Raw genomic sequence first — 21,268 nt, forward strand, 5'->3', positions numbered from 1 at the left:
GTACATATATAATAATGGCTTACAGACGTGCATGGCATGGCACACCAATCTAGTGGTCAGTCCAAACTGACGAGTCGACGCGCAGTGTTGAGCGCCGCTGGTGCCGGCGTCACGGCAGCACTCGCAGGGTGTTCTGACAGTCAGGATGGAGACCCCGTTCGAATGCGAACCGCGACGGAAGGGACCACCGCCTACGCCGCAAATCAGGGAATTACGGCGGTCATCAACGAGTATACCGACGACCTCTTCGCCGAAGCGCAGACCAGTCCCGGAACCGAGGCCAACATCGGCGCGCTCGCGAACGAGGAAGCCGAGATGGTCTACCTCCAGAACTGGTCTGCACACGAAATCTCCGAGGGCATCGGCCAGCTCGGCGACCTGGACTTCCAGATCTCGCAGGTCTTTCACTACTACGACCTCCCGTGGTTCTTCTGCACCGCGAACGAGGATCTCGAGACCCTCGCGGACATCACCGAGGACCACGGCGTCTCCCCGACGCCAGAAGGATCTGGTACCGCGCCGGCACTCGAGCACGCCCTCGACGCGGCGGTCGACGACTACGACCGAGAGAGCCTCACCTACGGCGAACAGAGCAGTGCGATGCAGGAAGGTCGCCTCGACGTCGGCGTCGGTACCTACATGAACTTCGACATCGAGCCCGGCTGGCTCCAGGAGATGATGAGCACGGTCGACCTCTCGATTCTCGACGTCGACGACGATGTCCTCGCCGAGTGGGAGGACGACGACCGCCTGCTCATCGAGTCCTTCGACGGTGCGGAACTCGAAGAGGGCGAGTCCACGCCAACCGCAGTCCCTGAGGAGGTCCACTGTCCGACGTTCGCGTACAACTTCATGTCGCGGGCCGACCTCGACTACGACCTCGTCTATGACTTCTTGGAGCTCATGCACGAGCACCGCGCGGAGCTCGAGGAGTACAGCGCTGTGCTCGCGCCACTCGAGGACGAGGAGTTCTGGCTACAGAACGCCTACGACGATATTCCGTTCCACGCGGCGGCGGCTGACTTCTACGAGGAACTGGGTATCTGGCAGGACGAGTTCGAACGCGCCGACGAGCCCTGAGACTGAGTCACGATGGAACTCCCGATTCCACTTGCAGCTCCGATCAACGACCGGTTGCCGCCGTTCGTAGCGACGGATATCCCGCGGCGAGTAACGGTGACGCGGTTGCTCGTGCTCAACGTGCTGGTAACGCTGTTTGCGATTACCTTCACGGTGTGGACGGTCTACTACGCGTACTCGCTGATGTGGATGCGGCTTCGGTACTCGAACGTGTTCCTCGGTCTGGGACTTGCGCTGTACTACCTCGACGTGGTGAGACGGCGGTACAAAGCTGAAGCGGAGGCGGAAGCCGAGGCAGAAGCCAGCGTCGACGCCGGAGCTGATGCTGGTGCTGACGCGAGGACAGACTCCACTTCGGTCTCGGGGTCGAGACAGACGCCGGGTGTCGTCTCATCCCTCGGTTCGACCTGGGGAGAGCAGGTCGCTCGACTCAGAGCGGCGTACGACCGCATCGACCCCTACGTTGCGCTCTCGTTCGCCGCACTCGCGCTCCTGGCGACGGCCTACGTCGAACTCAACTTCGAACGACTACACGAGGACGTCCACCTGATGGGCCACACCCAGGTGGACCTCATCGTCGGCGCGCTGCTGATCGTTCTCGTCATCGACGCGACCCGCCGAGCGTTCGGGAACATCATCGCCGGCGTTACCGTCGTCTCGATCGCTTACGCACACGTCCTGTTCGCGACGATCCTGCCGGGCGTGCTCCGCCACACCGGCTACGGCTGGGAGCGCATCGCGCGACAGGGGGCGATCGATCTCACCGGTGTCTACCACGATACCCTGATGGGAATCGGGTCGACGTGGGTTGCGATCTTCATCATGTTCGCCGGGATCGCGAAGGCCTACGGCCTGATGGACTTCGTCCTCGACGTAGGACGGGAACTCGGCAAGACCTTACGCACCGGCGTCGTCCAGATCGCCGTCATCGCCAGCATGGTGATGGGGTCGATCACCGGCAGTGCCGCAGCGAACACCGCGACTACCGGGAGTTTCACGATTCCGATGATGCAGGATCAGGGCGTCCGCGACGACTTCTCCGCCGCGATCGAATCCGTCGCGTCCGCTGGCGGGCAGATGCTCCCGCCCGTCATGGGCGTTGCCGCGTTCCTCATGGCCGACCTACTCGGCGAGAGCTACCTCACCATCGTACAGGCCGGCGTAATTCCGGCCGCGCTGTTCTACCTGAGCGTCGGTATCGGGATCCACTTCGCAATCCTCAAATTCGGCTGGACGACGCCGAACAGGGGCTCGTTCGACTGGCGGCTGCTCCTGCAGGGCATCCACTTCGCGGTCCCGCTCGGTGTGTTGATCGTGACGCTCGTCGTCCTGCGGTACACACCGCTCTATGCGGGCCTCTACAGTATCGTGACGATCTTCCTCGTCGGCAGCCTGAAGCTCGTCGCGGTCGACATCCTGGAGGCACGAAAGATGAACGCCGAGTACTCGTCCATCGGCTACCGATTCTACTGGGTTTTCCGTGAGTGCTATCGCGTGATCGAACAGATCGCCCTCGGCCTCCGCCGGGGTGGACTCGAGATGGCCCCGCTCGTCGGCGTCCTCGCCGCGATGGGAATCATCATCGAGATGCTCACGTTCACCGGGCTTGCTCCGCGTGTGAGCACCGGTATTCTGGGCCTCGGCGGCGGACTGCTGGTCGTCGTGCTCGTGCTCGCGATGATCGCGAGTATCCTGTTCGGGCTCGGGATGCCGACGCCAGCCGCGTACGTGCTGGTCGTCGTGCTCGTCGTTCCCGGCGTCACCGAGATGGGCGTGCCGGACATCACGGCACACATGTTCGTCTTCTACTTCGCGATGCTCTCGGCAATTACGCCGCCGGTCGCGATTTCGGTCGCGATCGGATCGCGCATCGCCGGCACGGACTTCGTCCGGTCGTGTATCCAGGCGCTTCGTATCGGCGCGCCCGGATTCATCATCCCGTTCGCGTTCGTGACGAACAACAGTCTCATCACCTGGTCCCAGGAGACGCTGCTCGCGTTCCCCGTCGTCCTCGCCGGGACGGTCGCGCTCATCGTGGCCACGATCGGCTTCGACGGCGCACGCGACCTCTCCTACCCTGCCCGCGGGCTGTACGCTATCGCCGCGTTCGGTGCGATGTTCGGCTCGGTTGTGAGCGTCGCAATCCAGGTCGTCGCCGCAGCGGCCATCGTCGGCGCACTGCTGTACGCGAAGGTCGTCCTCGGCTACGACATCGACGCCGACGCCGGCGCAGACGCAGGAACTCAGACCGAGGCTGAAACCGAGACGACCTCGGACTAAGACAGTTGCCGGCAGCGTCGATCGGTTCTTCTGACTCTCTTTTCCGATTCTTGGCACTATCGCTCACTGCCTGTCGGTTCGTCTTTCTTATCGGTCTCTCATCGACCTCTCTCATCGGTCTCCAGTACCACTGCTCTCGCAACGAGAGTCGCGAAACGGCGACTGGCGACACCGCCTTCACACCACCGCTCGCACCGTCACCGCTACCGGACAGCAATCCTTTAGTAGTTCTCACGCAACTCACGAATAAGCGAATGACTAATCTCGTCACGACTGTCGCCGAGACTGTCGAATCGAACCCCGATTCTCCCGCAATCGTCTACGAGGGTACCGAACTCACCTACGAACAGTTCTGGATGCGCGCCGGCCAGTTCGCACAGGCACTCGAGAACAACGGCATCGGCGAGGACGATCGCGTCGGCATCTACCTCCCGAATCTGCCGCAGTTCGTGACGGCGTTTTACGGCACGCTGCGCGCCGGTGCCATCGTCGTGCCGATGAACCCGCAGTACAAGGCCCGCGAAATCGGCCACCTGCTGGGCGACAGTGGGGCGAAAGCCGTCGTCTCGCTGGCGGACAACGTCCCGAACGTCCGCGACGTGCTCGACGACACTGACGTCGAACAGGTCATCAGCGTAGGCGGCGACGCCGATGGCGCGACGGCCTTCGACGGCTTCCTCGCAGACGAGACGAAAGCGATCGTCGACCGTGCGGACGACGACGTGGCAGTCCAGCCCTACACGTCGGGCACCACTGGCACGCCGAAGGGCGTCCTGCTCACCCACAACAACATCCGTTGGACGACCGAAGCCAACGCCGACGTGCCCCACGGCGGCTTCCAATCCTCGGACCGCCTCGTCGGCACCCTGCCGCTCTTTCACATCTACGGCATGTCCGTCGTGATGAACGGCGCGATGTACAGCGGCGGTGCCTACTACCCGATCCCCGAGTGGGACGCACCGACCGTGATGGACCTGATCGAAGACGAAGACCTCTCTATCATGTTCGGCGTCCCGGCGATGTTCAACGACATGATCAACCAGCCCGACGCCGAGGCGTACGAACTCGAGGCGCTCCGGTTCGTCAACTCCGGCGGTGCCAGTCTCCCACACGAGGTCCTCGAGCGCTTCGAGGAACTGTACGGCGTCGAACTCTACGAGGGGTACGGCCTGACGGAGACGAGTCCGGTCACGCACGCCAACCGAGAGGGCGCGCGCCGAAAGGGCAGCATCGGGAGGCCGCTCGACGGCCCCGGCGATACCAGCGTCGAGGCGAAGGTTGTCACTGACGACTTCGAGACGGTTCCCCGCGTCGAGGAGGGGCCAATCGACGAAGAGGAGGCAGACCTCCACGAAATCACGGGCGAACTCGTCATTGCCGGCCCGAACGTGATGCAGGGCTACTACGAACTGCCCGAGGCGAACGCGGACGCCTTCACCGAGGAAGACGGGACGACCTGGTTCCACACCGGCGATATCTGCTACTGGGACGAGGACGACTTCTTCTTCGTCGTCGACCGTGAGAAGCACATGATCGTGACGGGTGGCTACAACGTCTACCCACGGGAGGTCGAAGAGTTGCTCTTCGAGCACGAGGCCGTCGCCGACGCCGCCGTCGTCGGCGTGCCGGACGAACGCCGCGGCGAGACCGTCAAGGCACTGGTCGTGCCGACGCCCGACACCGACGCCACACCGGAAGCCCTCAAGCAGTACTGCCTCGAGAGCCTCGCGGAGTACAAACACCCCCGTGAGGTCGAGTTCGTCGAGGAACTGCCACGAACGACGACCGGCAAGGTTCAGAAGTTCAAGATCCGCGACGAGGAGTAAGCGGACCCGCAGGCAAGCGACTCGAGTACAACCGAGAATACCACGATTCACGATACCAATCGCGACTGACACAACCTGCCAGTGTCGCCGCCTCTTGGCCGAGTGTCGGCACCGATAGCCACTCGCATATGATTCCTGAATAACTTTACAGTGGTAACAACTTCGGCAGAATCTTTTGCAGCGTTTGGAATCATCGAAGCTATTTTGTAACTTGCCCACGAGCATCCCGTATGGCTTTCAGTCTATCCGACGAACACGACGCGATTCGTGACGCCGTCCGCGAGTTCGGCGAGAACGAAATCAAGCCGGTCGCAGAGGAGTACGACCGCGAGGGGAAGTACCCGATCGAACTGCGCAAGAAGGCAGCTGAGTACGACTTCGTCGCGCCGGGCATTCCGATCGAGTACGGCGGTGCCGGCATGGACAAAATATCGAGTACGATCGTCACGGAGGAGCTCTGGCGCGCAGACCCCGGTATCGGCTCGGCCGTCGGCTCCGCCGGCTTCGGGACGAACATGATCCTCGAGTTCGGTGACGAGTGGATGAAAGAGGAGTGGCTGCCGAAGGTCGCGAACGGCGAGACGGCCTCCTGTTCGATGATCTCCGAGCCCGCACACGGCTCGAACGTCGCCGGCATCGAGACGGTCGCCGAGAAGGACGGCGACGGCTACGTCCTCAACGGAAACAAGATGTGGATCACGAACGGGACGGTCGCCGATGTCGGCGTTCTGATGGCCAAGACTAGCCCGGACGAGGGCCACCGCGGGATCACCGCGTTCCTCGTCGAGATGGACACTGACGGCATCTCGACCGAGAAGATCGACAACAAGCTCGGCATCCGCGCCTCGGACCTCGCGGAGGTCGTCGTCGACGACGTGCGCGTCCCCGAGGAGAACGTCATCGGCGAGGTCGACAAGGGCTTCTACCAGCTGATGGAGTTCTTCGCCGCCGGCCGCACGAGCGTCGCCTCCCAGGCGGTCGGCGCCGCACAGGGTGCACTCGACGCCGCGATCGATTACGCTGGCGAGCGCGAACAGTTCGGCCAGAAGATCAAGGAGTTCCAGGCCATCGAGCACAAGCTCGCCGAGATGGCGACCCGCGTCGAAGCCGCCCGCTCGTTGACCTACCGCGCCGCAACCGAAGTCGAGCAGAACAACCAGGACATCGCCGCGCAGTTCTCGAGTATGGCGAAGCTGTTCGCTAGCGAGATTGCGGTCGAGGTCGCCGACGAGGGTATCCAGGTCCACGGCGGCTCGGGCTACGTCACGGACTACCCCGCAGAGCGGTACTACCGTGACGCCCGAATTACGAAGATCTACGAGGGAACCTCGGAGATTCAGAAGAACATCATCGCGGATCAGTTGCTGTAAGCGGCTCCGTTTTCGATCGGTTATTCTCCGTGTTGTTTTCTGCCGTCAGGCTTCAGGAACCCGGAACTCAACTGCAGCTCCCTGTCCGTAGCCGACGCACATCGTCGACAGACCGAGGCCGCCACCCTGTTTCCGGAGTTCGTGGATCAGCGTGACGGGGAGCCGCGCGCCAGAGGCACCGAGCGGGTGACCCAGCGCGATTGCGCCGCCGTTGACGTTGAACACGTCGTCGTCGAAGCCGAGTTCGTCCTGGCAGTACAGCGTCTGACTCGCGAAAGCCTCGTTGAGTTCGACGAGGTCGTAGTCGCCGGCCGAGCGGCCGTTTCGCTCCCAGATACCCTGAACGGCTGGGACGGGACCGATCCCCATCACTTCGGGATCGACGCCGGCGACATCGTGGTCGCCGACTTCGGCCATGATCTCGAGTCCATTGTCCTCGGCGAATGCTTTGCTCGTGAGCATGACGGCCGCCGCGCCGTCGGAGATCTGGGAGGCGTTGGCGGCGGTAACGGAGCCGTCCTCTTCGAAGGCGGGTGGCAGCCCCGAAATTTTCTCCTGGGTCGTACCAGGCCGGAGACCCTCGTCTTCTTCGACGACCTGTTCGCCGGTGTCGATCGGGACGATTTCGTCGTCGAAGCGGCCCTCGTCGGTGGCCTCACAGGCGCGCTGCTGGCTACGTGCGCCGTAGGCGTCTTGCTCCTCGCGGCTGATGTCGTATCGGTCCGCGACGGTCTCGGCCGTCTGGCCCATCTGGAGGTCCGCCGCGTCGTACTGTTCGGCGATGCCGTCGTAGGAGCCGATCCCCTTCCGGCGCTCGGTGCGGCTCATGTTCTCGACACCGCCGGCGATGATGACCTCGCGCTGGCCCGCGCGGATGGCGTCGCTCGCGCTCATGATCGCCTCCGCGGAGGAGGCACAGAGTCGGTCGATGGTCGTCCCCGGCACGTCCTCGCCGAGTTCGGAGCAGAGCGCGATCACGCGGGCGATGTTGTTACTCTGCTCGTCGACCTGCTTCGCACAGCCCCACCGAATGTCGTCGACAGCTGCACCCGTGAGCCCGGTGCGCTCGAGCATCGTGTCGACCAGCGGGACAGACAGTTCCTCGCTGCCGGTTTCGGCGAAGACGCCGCCGTGTTTTCCCTGTGGAGTCCTGACTGCTTGCACGACTACTGGCTGGGTATCGCTCATCAGTTGTCACGGTGTTTCAGGGGGAGTGATAAAAATCGCTCCGTTCTCCGCAGACATCGCCTGCCTGCTTACGTTGCAGTCTGGTGGTCGGGGCGGGTACTCGAGTGCGAACTGAGGCTCATCCCGTCGCGAGTCCTAAAGTGGCCCATCATCCGTTCGTCTCTCGACGGCCTTCAGCAACTCACTAGCAGGCCCGATTCACTGCCCGGTTGAGGAGCGTTCTGATGACGCCATACCAGAGGGCTGTCGCACCGATGCCGCCGAGTGCGGCAACTGGAAGGTACAGGACGGATATACTCAGCCCCAACGTGTACCCGGCGGCGACGACGAGCGGCCAGCAGAGCAACAGCACGCCGTAAGCCGTACAGCCAACAACTCTCGCGGGCTGTGAGTCGTGATAGTGCATCGCCGTGAGTCCAAGATAGAACGCGTATAGCATGAACGAACTCAACGCAATCGGGTGGACGACGAAAAAACCGAATCCGAGGCTGGTTACGTCTCGCGTTTCGACAACGTACTGCTCGTCGTCGGCCTCGACGAGTCCGTAGCTATTTCCAGTCCGCGCTCCGGGATCCGTCATTCCGTCGTGCGGGAAATCAGGAGCTTCGTCGTAGGCCGGACAGACAAGCAGCGAGTCGTGACACACCGTCACCGTGACCGCTTGCCAGCCGGATTCGCCGTCCGTTAGTTCCGAGCGGGGCTCGTCGAACGCGCGCTGAGTCGCGGGCGAGAGATCGCTAACTGCCGTCGCGTTCTCCCTGTCGAGGTCGGCTTCAGCGACTGTCGAGTGAAACGCATCAGTCGAGTCGGTGGCGATACCGTAACTGTGGGACTCGAGTGGGACGTAGTACACGCCGGGTGACGCTATCAGTGCTCCCGGGAGCAGTATCCCGACGAGGAAGGCTGCGATCAGGAGGGCACGGGAGTTCATTAAGTTCGATTGATGTGTGTTCGATAAGTTCTTTTTGATGATAACTATATGACACCCATATACTGCAATAGACTGGCGCAGTGTGCGAACAGGAACGCTTTTGATCGACTCCCGTGTGGGTTTCGACCATGCAAGTCACGGTACTCGGAGCCGGCAGTATGGGCCACGGAATCGCACAGGTCTCCGCGATGGCGGGCTACGATGTCGTCCTGCGAGACATCGAGGACGACCTCGTCGAGAAGGGACTCGAGGGCATTCGCGAGAACCTCCAGGGCGGCGTCGACCGGGACAAATTGACTGCAGACGAGATGGACGCCACACTCGAGCGCATCGAGGGGATGACCGACCTCGCCGACGCCGTCGCCAATGCCGACCTCGTCATCGAGGCCGTCCCCGAGGACATGGACCTGAAGAAGGACGTTCTCTCCGACGTGGAGGCCGAAACCGGCGAGGAGACGGTAATCGCCTCGAACACGTCCTCGCTCTCCGTGACTGAAATGGCGAGTGCACTCGAGTCCCCCGAGCGCGTCGTCGGGCTGCACTTCTTCAATCCGCCGCATCTGATGGACCTGGTCGAGATCGTGATCGCGGAGCAGACCGACGACCGGACCGAGGAGTTCGCGGTTGACTACGTCCGCGAGATCGAGAAAGAGGATGTCGTGGTTCGCGACAGCGCCGGCTTCGCGACCTCGCGACTGGGGCTCGTGACGGGACTCGAAGCGATCCGGATGGTCGAGGAAGGTGTCGCCAGCCCGGCGGACATCGACGAGGCGATGAAACTCGGCTACGGCTACCCGATGGGCCCGATCGAACTCGGCGACCACGTCGGTCTCGACGTGCGCCTGCACATCGCCGAACATCTCCGCGAGGAACTCGGCGAGCGGTTCAAGCCACCGCAGGCGCTGCGCCGGAAGGTTCGCGCGGGCAACCTCGGCCGGAAGTCCGGCGAGGGCTTCTACGTCTGGGAGGACGGCGAGCGCGTCGGCATGAGCGGCGAGTGGGGTGCGGACGAATGAGTGACCTCGCTGCGCTCGAGACCGAACTCGAACTCGTTTCCGTCTCAGTCGGCGAGCACGCCGAGAAGGTCGCGACGGTCGCGATCGAGCGTCCTGACGCACGGAACGCGCTCAACGGCCAGGTTCGCACGGAACTAAAGGAGGCCGTCGCGGCTGCTGAGGACGACGATGCCGTGCGTGTGCTGGTGCTCACTGGCGGCGAGGGCTCTGGCGCGTTCGTCGCCGGCGCGGACGTGACGGAGTTCAAAGACCGCAGCCTCGTCGAGCAGCGCGAGGCCAGCGAGCGCCCGCGGGTCTACGAGACCGTCGACGATGCTTCGATCCCAGTCATCGCACGGATCAACGGCCACGCGCTCGGCGGTGGCTGCGAACTCGCACAGGCCTGTGACGTTCGCATCGCCGCCGAGGGTTCGAAACTCGGCCAGCCCGAGATTAACCTCGGCCTCATTCCGGGCGGCGGCGGCACCCAGCGCCTCGCCCGCCTCGTCGGTGAGGGCCAGGCGATGCGGCTGATCCTCTCGGGCGACCTGATCGACGCCCAGGAGGCTCACGAGATCGGTCTCGTGGACGAAGTCCACGACGCGGACGACCTGGACGACACCATCTACGACCTTGCCGAATCGATGGCAGCCAAGAGTCCGATCGCACTCGAGTTCGCCAAGAACGCGGTGAAGGCTGGTTCGCGGATGGGACTCGAGGAGGGGCTCGACTACGAGTCGGAGCTGTTCGTACAGCTGTTTGCGACCAAAGACAAGGACGAGGGCATCGAGGCGTTCCTCGAGAAGCGCGAGCCGGAGTTCACGGGCGAGTAATACTGCCGGACAGAAGTCAGTGAGAAGTCGGTCGCGAAGTCGCGGCCATCTCCGAAGGTGATGGCCGTAGTAGCGCGACCGATCTTCGAATAGTTCTGTCCGACAGTATACGAAGCGCGCCGCCGTTCTCTTCACAGCATTCTCCTTTCTGACACCACGGTCAATAGGTGCTCGATCAAATATGTCGGGCCTGGGGGTAGACGAGTAACTCCTCGATGGGAAGGGGTACTCAGGAGCGTCAAAAACACGTTCAGTGGATAATTGGTGTCGACAGACGACTACACAGGACAGGGATCTTAAGATGGTGATTTCCCGGCCTCTGACTCTCAAATTCAGCGTCCTCGATGAGGTCTGAGAGATAATTGACTGAATGAGTTGTCCATAAAATACGTATATTTGAGTAGTGATATCTCTGGCCGCTATCGTGATGGCGGAGCAGTCACTCCCGGCACGGTATCTTTCCGCAAAGGACGATCATTTAAGCCGCCGACGGGCAAGGGTCAGGTATGTCTCTGGAGCCGAGTGTCGACCCGGCCGCCGACCGACGTGCGACCTACGACTATCAAAGTTCGGACGTCGATCGGCCCGCACTGGTCGACGACCTCACGCGGCTCGTCGACTGCGACGTCCGTGCCGACTCTTACTCTCGACAGCTCTACGCGACCGACGCGAGCGCCTACGAGGTGACGCCCATCGCCGTCGCCTTCCCCGAATCGACCGCTGACGTTTCGGGGATACTCGAGTACTGCGCCGAACGAGAAATCCCGGTCTTGCCGCGCGGCGGCGGGACGAGCCTCGCGGGCCAGACGGTCAACCGGGCCGTCGTGCTCGATTTCACTCGCCACATGAACGCGATTCGGGAGGTCGACCTCGACGGGCGGACGGCGACCGTTCAACCCGGAACGGTGCTCGGAACGCTGAACGAGACGCTCTCCGAACACGGCCTCAAGTTTGCGCCGGACCCAGCCTGGGGCGACAAGAGCGCCATCGGCGGCGCGATCGGGAACAACTCGACGGGCTCGCACTCGCTCAAGTACGGGAAGACGGACGCCTATATCGAATCTGCGGAGGTCGTCCTCGCGGACGGGACCGTCACCGAGTTCGGCGAGGTCACCCGCGAGGAAATCGACGAGCGGGCAGATCCTGAGGGTGACCTCGAGGCGCGAATCTACGCCGAAGTAGCACACATTCTGGACGAGAAGGCGGATCTCGTCGAGGACGCCTACCCGGAACTCAAGCGCAACGTCTCGGGGTACAATCTGGACCGTCTCGTCGCGGAGGATCGCGGGGCAGACCTGCCCGGCGGCGAGACCGCAGGCGATACCGGCGAGCCCGGCTCCGTCAACCTCGCACGGCTGCTCGCGGGTAGCGAGGGGACGCTCGCAATCGTCACCGAGGCGACGGTCTTGCTCGAACCGGTGCCGGAAACGAAGGCGGTCTCGCTGCTGTGTTATCCCGACCTCCACCAGGCGATGGAGGACGTTGCGCCGATCCTCGAACACAGCCCGGCCGCCGTCGAGGTGTTAGACGACGTACTGCTCGACCTCGCGCGCGATACGGCCGAGTTCGGCCCCGTCGCCGAGATGCTACCCGAGGGAACGAACGCCGTGCTCCTCGTCGAGTTCTACGCTGACGACGCAGACCACGGGCGCGAGCAAGTCGCCGGCCTGTTCGCCGACCGCTGTCCCGACGCGACGGCCGAGGGCGAGCCGGCCGCAGACGCGCCGACAACGGATGCCGACCACCACGCGATCGACGCGTTCGAGGCCTACGAGAAGGCGGAGCGTGCAAAGCTCTGGAAGCTCCGCAAGTCCGGGCTCCCGATCCTGCTCTCGCGGACGACCGACGAGAAGCACATCTCGTTCATCGAGGACACCGCCATCCCGCCCGCGAAGCTCCCCGAATTCGTCGAGCGCTTCGAGGCCATCCTCGAGGAGCACGACACCTACGCGAGTTTCTACGCCCACGCCGGCCCCGGCGTACTCCACGTCCGGCCGCTGCTCAACACGAAGACCGATTTTGGCCTCGACCAGTTACACGGCATCGCGGACGATGTGACCGACCTCGTCGTCGAACTGGGCGGCTCCGTATCTGGCGAGCACGGCGACGGCCGCGCGCGCACCCAGTGGAACCGCAAGCTCTACGGCGAGGAACTGTGGGAGGCCTTCCAGGACCTGAAGACGGCGTTCGATCCCGACTGGATTCTCAACCCCGGCCAGGTCGTCTTCCGCGAGGAGAACCCGACCGACCTGCGCGAGAACCTTCGGTTCGATCCCGACTACGACTTCGAGGCTGACTTCGAGCCTGCACTCGAGTGGCAAAATGACAACGGCATGCAGGGCATGGTCGAGCTCTGTCACGGCTGTGGCGGCTGTCGCGGCGAGCAGGAGACGACCGGCGGCGTGATGTGTCCGACCTATCGTGCGAGCCAGGAGGAGATTACGGCCACCCGCGGCCGGGCAAATGCGCTACGGCAGGCGATGAGCGGCGAGATGGACGGCGACGAGGCGACCTCGGACGAGTTCGTCGAGGAGGTGATGGACCTCTGTATCGGCTGCAAGGGCTGTGCGATCGACTGTCCGAGCGAGGTCGATATGGCGAAGCTCAAAGCCGAAGTGACTCACGAGTACCACCAGCGAAACGGGGCGAGTTTGCGGGATCGCCTCTTCGCGAACGTCGCGACGCTCTCGCGGTGGGGCTCGCGGCTCGCGCCGCTCTCGAACGCTATGGCGTCGATCCCCGGCGCTCGAACGCTCCTCGAGGCGACCGTCGGCATCGATTCGAAGCGCCCGATTCCGACGTTCGAACCGGTCACGTTCCGAACCTGGTTCCAGGAACGCGGCGGCGCGCACGTCCCCGAAGCAGAGGCCGAACACAAGGCGGTCGTCTACCCCGATACGTACACCAACTACAGCAACCCGGCGGCCGGGAAGGCCGCCGTCCGCGTCCTCGAGGCCGCGGGCGTTCACGTGACCGTTCCCGACGAACTCGACGACACGGGCCGGCCGGCGTTCTCGAAGGGGTTCCTCGAAAAGGCCCGAAAGACGGCGCGCGAGAACGTCGCGACTCTCTCGCCGCTCGTCGCGGACGGCTGGGACGTCGTCGTCATCGAGCCTTCCGACGCGGTCATGTTCCAGTCGGACTATCTGGACCTGCTCTCGAGCGAGTCCGCGAAGCGACTGGCCGGGGCGAGCTACGGCGTCTGTGAGTACCTCGACGTCTTCCGACTGGACGATGCGATCGACTTCGCGTCTGATGCCGGCGCTGACGGCGACAGCGCACCCAGTCAGTCACTTACCTACCACGGCCACTGCCACCAGAAGGCCACGAAGAAGGACCACCACGCCGTCGGCGTCCTTCGGCGCGCCGGCTACGAAGTCGACCCGCTCGACTCCGGTTGCTGTGGCATGGCCGGCAGTTTCGGCTACGAGGCCGAACACGCCTCGATGAGCGACGCCATCGCGGATATCCTGTTCGATCAGGTCGACGACAGCGACGGCGACCGCGTCGTCGCCCCCGGTGCCTCCTGTCGCAGCCAACTCGAGGGCCGCTCGAGTACAGACGAAAAGCCGCCAACACCGATCGAACTCGTCGAGCAGGAACTCGAGAACTGATTCGGTAGCGCCCTGCGAAGACGTATTCTTTGCCCAACACTTATCGCCGATTAGACTGAACGGACACGTATGCGCTCCACGCTCTCGCCGAGAGCGAGACAGGCAGTCTCCGCTGCTGGTGTGTCCCTCGGTGGCGTCGGTGCCGTCGCCATCGTGGCTCTCGGCGGCTGGTCGCTGGTGCTCATCGCCGTCATCTGGTTCGTCGCGGTGAGTTACGGTGCCGTCTGGCTTGCACGAACGCTCGGCCGTGAGAGTGGCCAGTTCGACGCAGAACAGGCCGCACAGGCACAACAGGCACGCCAAGAACAGGAACATCGAGAGGCACGAAGCGCCACGCATCCGGAGAACGAGAAATTTGGCTGAGGCGCAGTTCGACGCTGCGGTCTGGCAGTGGCGGTCCGACGCTGTAGCAGGGTGATCTAGCGTTGCATCAGTGATCGTCCAGCACTGTCACAGTGGCCGTCTACCGCTGCGACGGTGGTGATCTGACGCTGCAACAGTGGCCGTTCACTCGTCGGCTGAACTAACGATTTCGTCGTACCGCGCACCCGTCTGTTTCAGCGTCTCCGTCGAGTAAAGCCGATCGTGGTCGACCGGCAGGTAGTCCGTCGCCAACTCGTCGATCTTCTCGTCGACGGCGTCAGAATCCCTGCCGTGGATCATCGTGAACAGGTTGTACGGCCAGTCCTGTTCGGGCCGGCGGGGTCGGTGATAACACAACGTCACGTACGGTAGCCCGCCCGCGCGCTCGCCCCACTCGTCGAGTTTTTCGTCCGGTACGTCCCAGACGACCATGCAGTTCGAATCGAAGCCGGTCACGACGTGGTTGATAATGCAGCCGATGCGCTTGATGCAGCCGTTTGCGTGTAGCCGATCGATTGCAGCCAGGACAGCCTCGACATCTGCATCGAGTTCGTCGGCCACGTCTCGGTACGGCGTCGCCGACAGCGGGAACCCGTCCTGAATTTCGAGCAGGAGGTCGGACTCGAGTACCGACAGTGAGCTGGTTGCGGATTCGCTGATCCGGGTCGCCGACGCGTCGGTCTGTGCGGTGAGTGACTCGCGGGCGAAGCGGTCGGTGTTGACGACGGGGAACTCGAGGTCGATGTAGTAGTCGGTGAGCATCGGGAGAGTGAGCACCGAACACCCAGTTTCTTTTTCGATTTCGTCGAGGATCGCGTCGCGTGTGGCCTGTGAGCCGGCGGTGACGACGAACCACATGTTCCACTCGTGGTCGCGGGCGTAGTTGTGGTTGACCTGTCGATAGTCGTTGATCGTCGCCGCAACCTCGTCGAACCGGTCCTCGGGGGCTTTAACGGCTGCGAGCGTCGAGGAGCCGATCACCGGCGGGTTGAGCACGGCACCGAATCGGCGGACGACGCCGGCGTCCATGAGCGTTCGAACGCGGTCGACGGCGTCGTCCGCCTCGATTCCGAGGTCGGCTGCGACTCGTCGGAACGGACGTTCCTCGATCGGGAAGCCGCTCTGGTAGCCGTCGATCAGCGCTGCGTCGACGTCGTCGATGGCGTCGCGCCAGGTCCCCGCCGATGTGGTCATTGGCGAATCTAGGGAAACGGGTACCGTATCGCTTTCGGGTCAGTGGTGGCCCGCACAACGGCTTGTTCCGTGGCCGCGTTCGGCGCATGATATGGATGGTGTTTTACCTGTTGGACGGATGACTTCGAACGATGTCGCGTGGAATCGGCGAGTTCGGTCCGATCCAGGAACAGATTCCCGAGTGGGCTGCCGTCATCATCGCGTTGCTCACCCAACTCGGCGATATCTGGTTTCTGGCGCTCGTACTTACCATCGCGTACTGGATCGGCTCGCCGAACCGCGACGATATCGGTGCCGTCGCGGGCGTCTGGCTGGCCGGAATGGGACTCTACAAGGGACTGAAGGAGATATTCCGCTTTCCGCGGCCGGACGAACCGCTTCTCGATCCGGACCTGCTCCCGGTCGGCGTCCAGCAACTCTACGAGGCGACGGCGTTCGCATCCGGCTACGGCTTTCCGAGCGGCCACGCAGTTAACACCACGATCGTCTTCTTCGGCCTGGCGCACGTGCTCACCGTGAGTACGCGCCGCCGTCGATTCGCCGTGGCGGCCGGCCTGGTCGCGACCGTCGCCTTCTCCCGCGTCGCCCTCGGCGTTCACTACCTCGTCGATGTCGTCGTTGGGTTCGCCGTCGGTGCGTTCTTGCTCCTCGCCGTGCAGGCGCTCTCGAAGTACCTCACCGATCGAACGACGGTCGCGTTCGCCGCCGCGATCGCCCTCGGCGGCTTTTTCGTCGTGACGAGCGACGTGGCGATGGAGTCGGTCTTCATTCTCGCGGCCTCGCTCGGCGCGTTCGCCGGCTGGCAGTTGATCGTACTCGGTCGCCGGCTCGTCGCCGTCGAGCTGCCCTCGCAGGCGGCTCGTCCAGTCGCGTTCCACGGCGGACTGGCAGCACTCGCGCTCGCGCCGCTCGTTGGGACGTTCGAACTGTTTCCCGTCCTCTCGGTGTACGTTGCGGGCGGACTCGCCGGACTCGCCACCGCACTCGTCGTCACCGTCCCCGTACTCCGTCACTCTCCGCACGCGCGCCGGGCCGGCGTGTCGCTTGCGTTCTGGCTTCGGGCGGCGCTGGCCGGCCTCGGACACCTCCTCTCGCCGCGCACCTGGCGACGCGCCCTCTCGGCGCTGAGAGAGTACGCCGAACGGGTTCGCAACCGCGTTCGAAACGAGTAGTGCAGTTCGATCCTGGTGAATCCTTTATGGACCTTCCCGTGGCCAGCCACTCGTGATGGTTCGAAAATCGACACGGCGGCGCATGTTACAGCTTGCTGGAACGGCGGTTGCGGCTGGATTCGTCGCGAGCGGGGCGGGCGCACAGTCGGACGAAGACGAGGGCAACGGGAGTGAAAGCGGAGACGACGACTACAGCCCGCTCGATGACGACGAAATCGACGACTCGTGGCCGATCGAGAACCGAGACGACGCAATGGCGGTCGAGGAGGACGAGGGCGAAATCGACACCGACGACGACGTCGTCATCGCCGAAGACGTCGAACTCGACGGCGACCTCACCACCGAGGGCTCGGTCGTCCTCGAACGAGATGCCGAGGTCGACGGCCACGTTGATGCGGGCGAACACGTTCTTCTCGAGGAGGACGCCGAAGTCGACGACGGCATCGAGGCCGGCGAACACGTCGCGCTCGAACACGATGCGAGCGTCGACGGCGACGTCGAGGCCGGCGGTGACGTGCTCCTGCGAGAGGACGCGGAGGTGGATGGTAGCATCGACGCCGATGGCGACGTGGTACTCGAGACCGACGCCGAAGTCGACGGGGACGTGACCGGACAGTCGGTCGAGCTCGCGGACACGGCGGAGGTCGACGGCGACGTGGAGGAGACGGGCTGATGCGCTCCGATGGGCCGACGGGGACGGCGCGACTTCGTTCCACCGTCGGTGTTCGGCACGGAGTCCGCCACCGGAAACGGGAGGCTTTTGCGCCGCCCGTCCCAAGTCGGTCGCATGGCTCAGGCATCCCAGGAGTTCGGTGAGTGGCCGCTAAAACGGCTGATGACGGAAGTCGTCGGCTCGGGACACAAGTCCGCCGACGACATGACTCGCGAGCAGGCACGCGAAGCGTTCCAGCGCATCCTCGCGGGCGAACCCGACGAGACAACGCTCGGCGCGTTCTGGCTGGCGAACCGCTGGAAGCGAAACAACCCCGAAGAGCTCGCGGCCTTCACCGACGTGATGCGTGAGGAGGCCGTCGTCACCGCCGAACCCGACGCCGATCCCGTCGACTGTGGCGCGAACTACGACGGCAAGCACACCTCCGCCCTGCTCGGCGTCGGTGCCGGCGTCGTCGCCGCGGCCGCGGGTACCCCCGTCGTCGTCCACTCCGGGGACGGCGTGCCGACCCAGAAGGAAACCGCCTACAAGCACGTCCTCGACGAACTCGGCGTCAGGACCGAACTCGCACCCCAGGAGAGCGCCGACATGGTCGACGAGACCGGATTCGGCTTCTACTACCAGCCCGAGTTCAACCCCGGCGTCCACGACCTCTTCGACCGGCGCGACCAGATGGGCGTCCGTACCTTCGTCAACACCATCGAAACCGTCGCCAACCCCGCGAACGCCGACGTCCACCTCGGCTCGTTCTACCACCTCGCGTTCGCGAAGAAGCTGACCGACCTGCTCAAAGAGAGCGACCAACTCGAGTACACCCGCGCGATCTTCTTCCAGGGAATGGAAGGCTACGACGACATCCGCCCGGGGTATACGAAGGTCGCCGAGTGGGACGAGGGCGAGGATCTCGCAGATTACGAGATTGAAACCGCCGAGTACGGCATGGAGATGGAGGGTGACGACCTCGCGGTCGACGACGTAACCGCTGACTCCGCCTCGATCACCGAGGCCGTCCTCGCCGGCGAGCGCGACGACCAGTTCGCCGATGCGATCGCACTCAACGGCGCGTTCCGCATGTACGCCCGCCAGGACGTCGACAGCCTCGCGGACGGGCTCGAGCGTGCCCGCGAGGTTATCGACGACGGCAGCGCCGCGGCGGTACTCGAGGACCTCCGGTCGTTCTGACCCTGCTACAATTGTTATTCTTTCCTGAGGGGTTGGAATACCAGTCCGAATGTACGCATGTTTTCTCCGGCTGAGTCGTTACTGTCAGTATCAGTTCCCAATCAGCGTGAATCCGCCGTCTAACACGCTTGTTTGGCCAAGTCCTACCGCTGCTGGTTTGTTGTGAGTGTACTGGGACTCGAGTACCGGTTGCAGCCGCGTCAGTCAAACCGTCGCAGCGACACCGTATCGCAACGGTCACTGACGACAGAGCACCGGTGAAGCTGTGACCAGCAGCCAGCGTCCTCGCTGGCGTTCACCACAATTCCTGTCTGTTACGAGTTATAGTATGATAGCGAACACAGAACAAAGTAAACACGTAATTCTGCTGTACCAGCGCGACCCCGTTAGCGGTCGTCGGTCGACTGGGAGCGATCACCCGACCGCGATCGGCGAGCGCCGTCAGTGGACGACGTTCGTCCAGTGGTACTCGAGTTCCCCGTGGACTGACGCTGGTTCTGGGTGTTGCTCCGGTTCGATGCACTTCCCTCGTTTGGTGCTGTCTCTCCGTCGCCGGCCGAGTCGTCGCTGTCGGTGTCATCGTCTGCATCACCGCCACTGTCGCTCTCCTCGTCCTGCAAGTCGGTGTCTGTTTGGGTCCGTCTGATCTTGGCCATCGAGCGGCCGAAGATCGAGCGACCGTCGCCGAACAGGCTCTGGACGCCGTCGTCCGAGTCGCGCTGTGCTGCACGGTGGCGTTCAAGCAGCCCTGGTTTCCGGAGGCTCTCTGTGCTGTCGGCGGGCGGACTATCGATGTCGACGCCGCGAATCGCGTCCGGCAGTGTATCGTCTGTTTCCTCCGTCTCTGTGGCCTCGATGATCGTCTGATCCTCGACCAGTTCCTGCCAGATCTCTCTGGGCGGCTGGCTCGACAGGTTGGCCGCCTCGTCGCGGCCCTTCTGATAGGCGAGATTGACGAAACTCTCGTCGTAGGTCGTCTCGACCTGATTCGTCAACCGATCGAGTTCGTCGGTGTACGTATCGCCGAGACGTACTGCGACGCCGAGGGCGTAGGCCCGTTCGACGACCTCCTCGCGGCCGTCGATCGACTCCCAGTCCGTGCCGAAGCTCTTGTCGTACATCGAACTCAGGTCTGGATCTTCGTGCTCGGATCGACTTGCAATCCGCGGTTCGTGAACTCGACTCCACGAATATCACAGTCGATCTCCGTCCCGCGCATCTTGATGATCTGTACCCCCCGCGTCATCCCACCCGCTTCCAGATAGTTGTGCATGAAGACGACCCCGTGGGCCAGGTAGTGGCCGTCAGAGTAGGACGACGGATCCGTCATCTCCGAAATCAAGATGACCGTCGCGTCGGCGCGCTTTAGCTTCGTCAGGAACTTGATCAGCGCGTTCAGGTCGTCAGAGAAGTAGTACTCGAGTAACATCGTCGAGTCGATAACCAGCCGGTCGACGTCGCGCGATTCGACGAAGGCGACGAGTTGGTTCGAGAGGTTTTCGACGTTCGATGGGAAGTCCCCGGAGCTTCGCGACGAGGACGAGAAGAGTCGCTGTGCTTCCTTGTCGAAGACGTTGAGCACCTTCACGTGGCCGGAGCTGACGGCCTTGTCGAAGCCGAACTCGTAGTTGGCCATGTCCGAGACGAGTTCCTGCTGGGACTCGTGGAGGGTCAGAAACAGCGTCGTCTCCCCGTCAATCGCACCCTTGGTCACGAACTGTGAGCAGAACGTCGTCTTCCCGCTGCCGGGCGGGCCGCTGATGACGTACAGGCGGTCTTTCAAGAGCCCGCCGCTGAGCAGTTCGTCGAACCCCGGTACACCCGATGGAATTCGCATTGTCGGGAATCAGGAACGTACCGACTAAATAAATTCTGGCGGCCGTCTTTCACGCCATTCGACAGTTTGGATGCCGCAGACGCCGCCGACAGCCGTCAGAGTTGCCGAACATCGCCGTTCGCACTCGTCACCGTCAACGTCCCGGTCGACGGATCGAACGCGAGCGACCGCCCGTGGTAGCCGCCGACATCAGTCTCGCGGATCTGGATGTGGGCGGCCTCAAGTTCGGTCGTGACGGCTTCGATGTTTCGCTCGCCGATCGTGGCGGTGAGCTGGGTGTCGAGCATCGCCGCGCCGCCGGCGACTTTGGCCCACGAGCGGGCGGGCGTGCCCCCGAGGTCGCGAAATGACTCGAGCATGGACTCGAAGCCGGTGTCGGCGAACTTCGCGTCTGGGTGGGTGCCGTTCGCGTCGGCGGCGGCTGGAAGCATGAAGTGGAGGAGGCCGCTGACGCCGGCGCGGTCGTCGTGGATTGCGACGCCGATACAGGAGCCGAGCCCGCTGGTTTTGAGCGTCGTCTCGTCGTCCGTAAGCGCGTAGTCGGCGATGCCAACGGGAATCGCGCCGGTGTCGTCGGGTGCTGAAGAGCGGTCTGCAGAATCGGGGTCTGTACGCAGGGTCGCGATAATCTCTTCTGTGATGTCCTCGGTTGACGGCGTCTCCGCTCGTTCTGGTGTGGAGTGGTCCCGACCGAGTCTCTTTTTATCCGTCATAGTCTGAATTGGTGGTT

17 protein-coding genes are annotated in these 21,268 nt (G+C 63.4%); 11 read left to right on the forward strand and 6 right to left on the reverse strand.

The genetic code is table 11. The features are described 5' to 3' along the window. Positions 1 to 36: 36 nt before the first annotated feature. From BBD46_RS09090 to BBD46_RS09105, 4 genes are all read left to right on the forward strand, one after another. Positions 37 to 1,080, forward strand: coding sequence for a TAXI family TRAP transporter solute-binding subunit (locus BBD46_RS09090; RefSeq protein WP_071401395.1), 1,044 nt, complete (start codon positions 37 to 39; stop codon positions 1,078 to 1,080). 12 nt (positions 1,081 to 1,092) lie between these two features. Beyond that, on the forward strand, positions 1,093 to 3,360 hold the full coding sequence (locus BBD46_RS09095; protein WP_071401396.1) for a TRAP transporter permease: 2,268 nt from the start codon (positions 1,093 to 1,095) through the stop codon (positions 3,358 to 3,360). Positions 3,361 to 3,614: 254 nt separating this feature from the next. Further along, entirely contained in the window at positions 3,615 to 5,186 is a 1,572-nt protein-coding gene (locus BBD46_RS09100) for an AMP-binding protein (RefSeq protein WP_071401397.1), read from the forward strand. Between the two features lie 230 nt (positions 5,187 to 5,416). Continuing rightward, entirely contained in the window at positions 5,417 to 6,556 is a 1,140-nt protein-coding gene (locus BBD46_RS09105) for an acyl-CoA dehydrogenase family protein (protein WP_071401398.1), read from the forward strand. A 45-nt stretch (positions 6,557 to 6,601) separates the two neighbouring features. Here the strand turns inward: BBD46_RS09105 and BBD46_RS09110 are convergent, their stop codons facing one another. Both BBD46_RS09110 and BBD46_RS09115 read right to left on the reverse strand, forming a co-directional pair. Next, entirely contained in the window at positions 6,602 to 7,744 is a 1,143-nt protein-coding gene (locus tag BBD46_RS09110) for a thiolase family protein (RefSeq protein WP_071401399.1), read from the reverse strand. A gap of 184 nt (positions 7,745 to 7,928) precedes the next feature. Next, a complete protein-coding gene (locus BBD46_RS09115; protein ID WP_071401400.1) occupies positions 7,929 to 8,675 on the reverse strand; it encodes a hypothetical protein in 747 nt (248 codons plus the stop codon). Positions 8,676 to 8,803: 128 nt separating this feature from the next. Here BBD46_RS09115 and BBD46_RS09120 point away from each other — a divergent pair, with 128 nt between their 5' ends. The 4 genes from BBD46_RS09120 (at position 8,804) to BBD46_RS09135 (ending at position 14,480) form a co-directional block, all read left to right on the forward strand. Beyond that, a complete protein-coding gene (locus tag BBD46_RS09120; RefSeq protein ID WP_071401401.1) occupies positions 8,804 to 9,691 on the forward strand; it encodes a 3-hydroxyacyl-CoA dehydrogenase family protein in 888 nt (295 codons plus the stop codon). Then, a complete protein-coding gene (locus tag BBD46_RS09125; protein ID WP_071401402.1) occupies positions 9,688 to 10,503 on the forward strand; it encodes an enoyl-CoA hydratase/isomerase family protein in 816 nt (271 codons plus the stop codon). Before BBD46_RS09120 ends, BBD46_RS09125 begins: the two co-directional genes overlap by 4 nt. A gap of 506 nt (positions 10,504 to 11,009) precedes the next feature. Continuing rightward, positions 11,010 to 14,117: an FAD-binding and (Fe-S)-binding domain-containing protein gene (locus BBD46_RS09130; RefSeq protein WP_071401403.1), complete on the forward strand. Its 3,108-nt coding sequence runs from the start codon at positions 11,010 to 11,012 to the stop codon at positions 14,115 to 14,117. A gap of 69 nt (positions 14,118 to 14,186) precedes the next feature. After that, a complete protein-coding gene (locus BBD46_RS09135) occupies positions 14,187 to 14,480 on the forward strand; it encodes a hypothetical protein (protein WP_071401404.1) in 294 nt (97 codons plus the stop codon). A 144-nt stretch (positions 14,481 to 14,624) separates the two neighbouring features. Here the strand turns inward: BBD46_RS09135 and BBD46_RS09140 are convergent, their stop codons facing one another. Then, positions 14,625 to 15,674, reverse strand: coding sequence for an Lrp/AsnC family transcriptional regulator (locus tag BBD46_RS09140; protein ID WP_071401405.1), 1,050 nt, complete (start codon positions 15,672 to 15,674; stop codon positions 14,625 to 14,627). A gap of 131 nt (positions 15,675 to 15,805) precedes the next feature. On the opposite strand from BBD46_RS09140, the gene BBD46_RS09145 reads away from it, so the two are divergent. The 3 genes from BBD46_RS09145 (at position 15,806) to BBD46_RS09155 (ending at position 18,701) form a co-directional block, all read left to right on the forward strand. Further along, a complete protein-coding gene (locus BBD46_RS09145; protein WP_071401406.1) occupies positions 15,806 to 16,846 on the forward strand; it encodes a phosphatase PAP2 family protein in 1,041 nt (346 codons plus the stop codon). An 82-nt stretch (positions 16,847 to 16,928) separates the two neighbouring features. Continuing rightward, complete coding sequence (locus BBD46_RS09150; protein WP_171908179.1) at positions 16,929 to 17,519, forward strand: bactofilin family protein; 591 nt, start codon at positions 16,929 to 16,931, stop codon at positions 17,517 to 17,519. Positions 17,520 to 17,633: 114 nt separating this feature from the next. Further along, positions 17,634 to 18,701: an anthranilate phosphoribosyltransferase gene (locus BBD46_RS09155; protein ID WP_071401408.1), complete on the forward strand. Its 1,068-nt coding sequence runs from the start codon at positions 17,634 to 17,636 to the stop codon at positions 18,699 to 18,701. Between the two features lie 386 nt (positions 18,702 to 19,087). On the opposite strand, the gene BBD46_RS09160 is transcribed toward BBD46_RS09155, so the two are convergent. From BBD46_RS09160 to BBD46_RS09170, 3 genes are all read right to left on the reverse strand, one after another. Then, complete coding sequence (locus BBD46_RS09160; protein WP_071401409.1) at positions 19,088 to 19,822, reverse strand: hypothetical protein; 735 nt, start codon at positions 19,820 to 19,822, stop codon at positions 19,088 to 19,090. Between the two features lie 5 nt (positions 19,823 to 19,827). Further along, positions 19,828 to 20,538 (reverse strand): RAD55 family ATPase, encoded by a 711-nt coding sequence (locus BBD46_RS09165; protein WP_071401410.1) that lies wholly within the window; start codon positions 20,536 to 20,538, stop codon positions 19,828 to 19,830. A gap of 95 nt (positions 20,539 to 20,633) precedes the next feature. Further along, positions 20,634 to 21,251 carry a chemotaxis protein CheD gene (locus tag BBD46_RS09170; protein ID WP_071401411.1) on the reverse strand — a complete coding sequence of 206 codons (618 nt, stop codon included), beginning with the start codon at positions 21,249 to 21,251 and terminating at the stop codon, positions 20,634 to 20,636. Between the last annotated feature and the right edge of the window lie 17 nt (positions 21,252 to 21,268).

The organism is Natrialba sp. SSL1 (genome assembly GCF_001861355.1).
Lineage (GTDB): Archaea > Halobacteriota > Halobacteria > Halobacteriales > Natrialbaceae > Natrialba.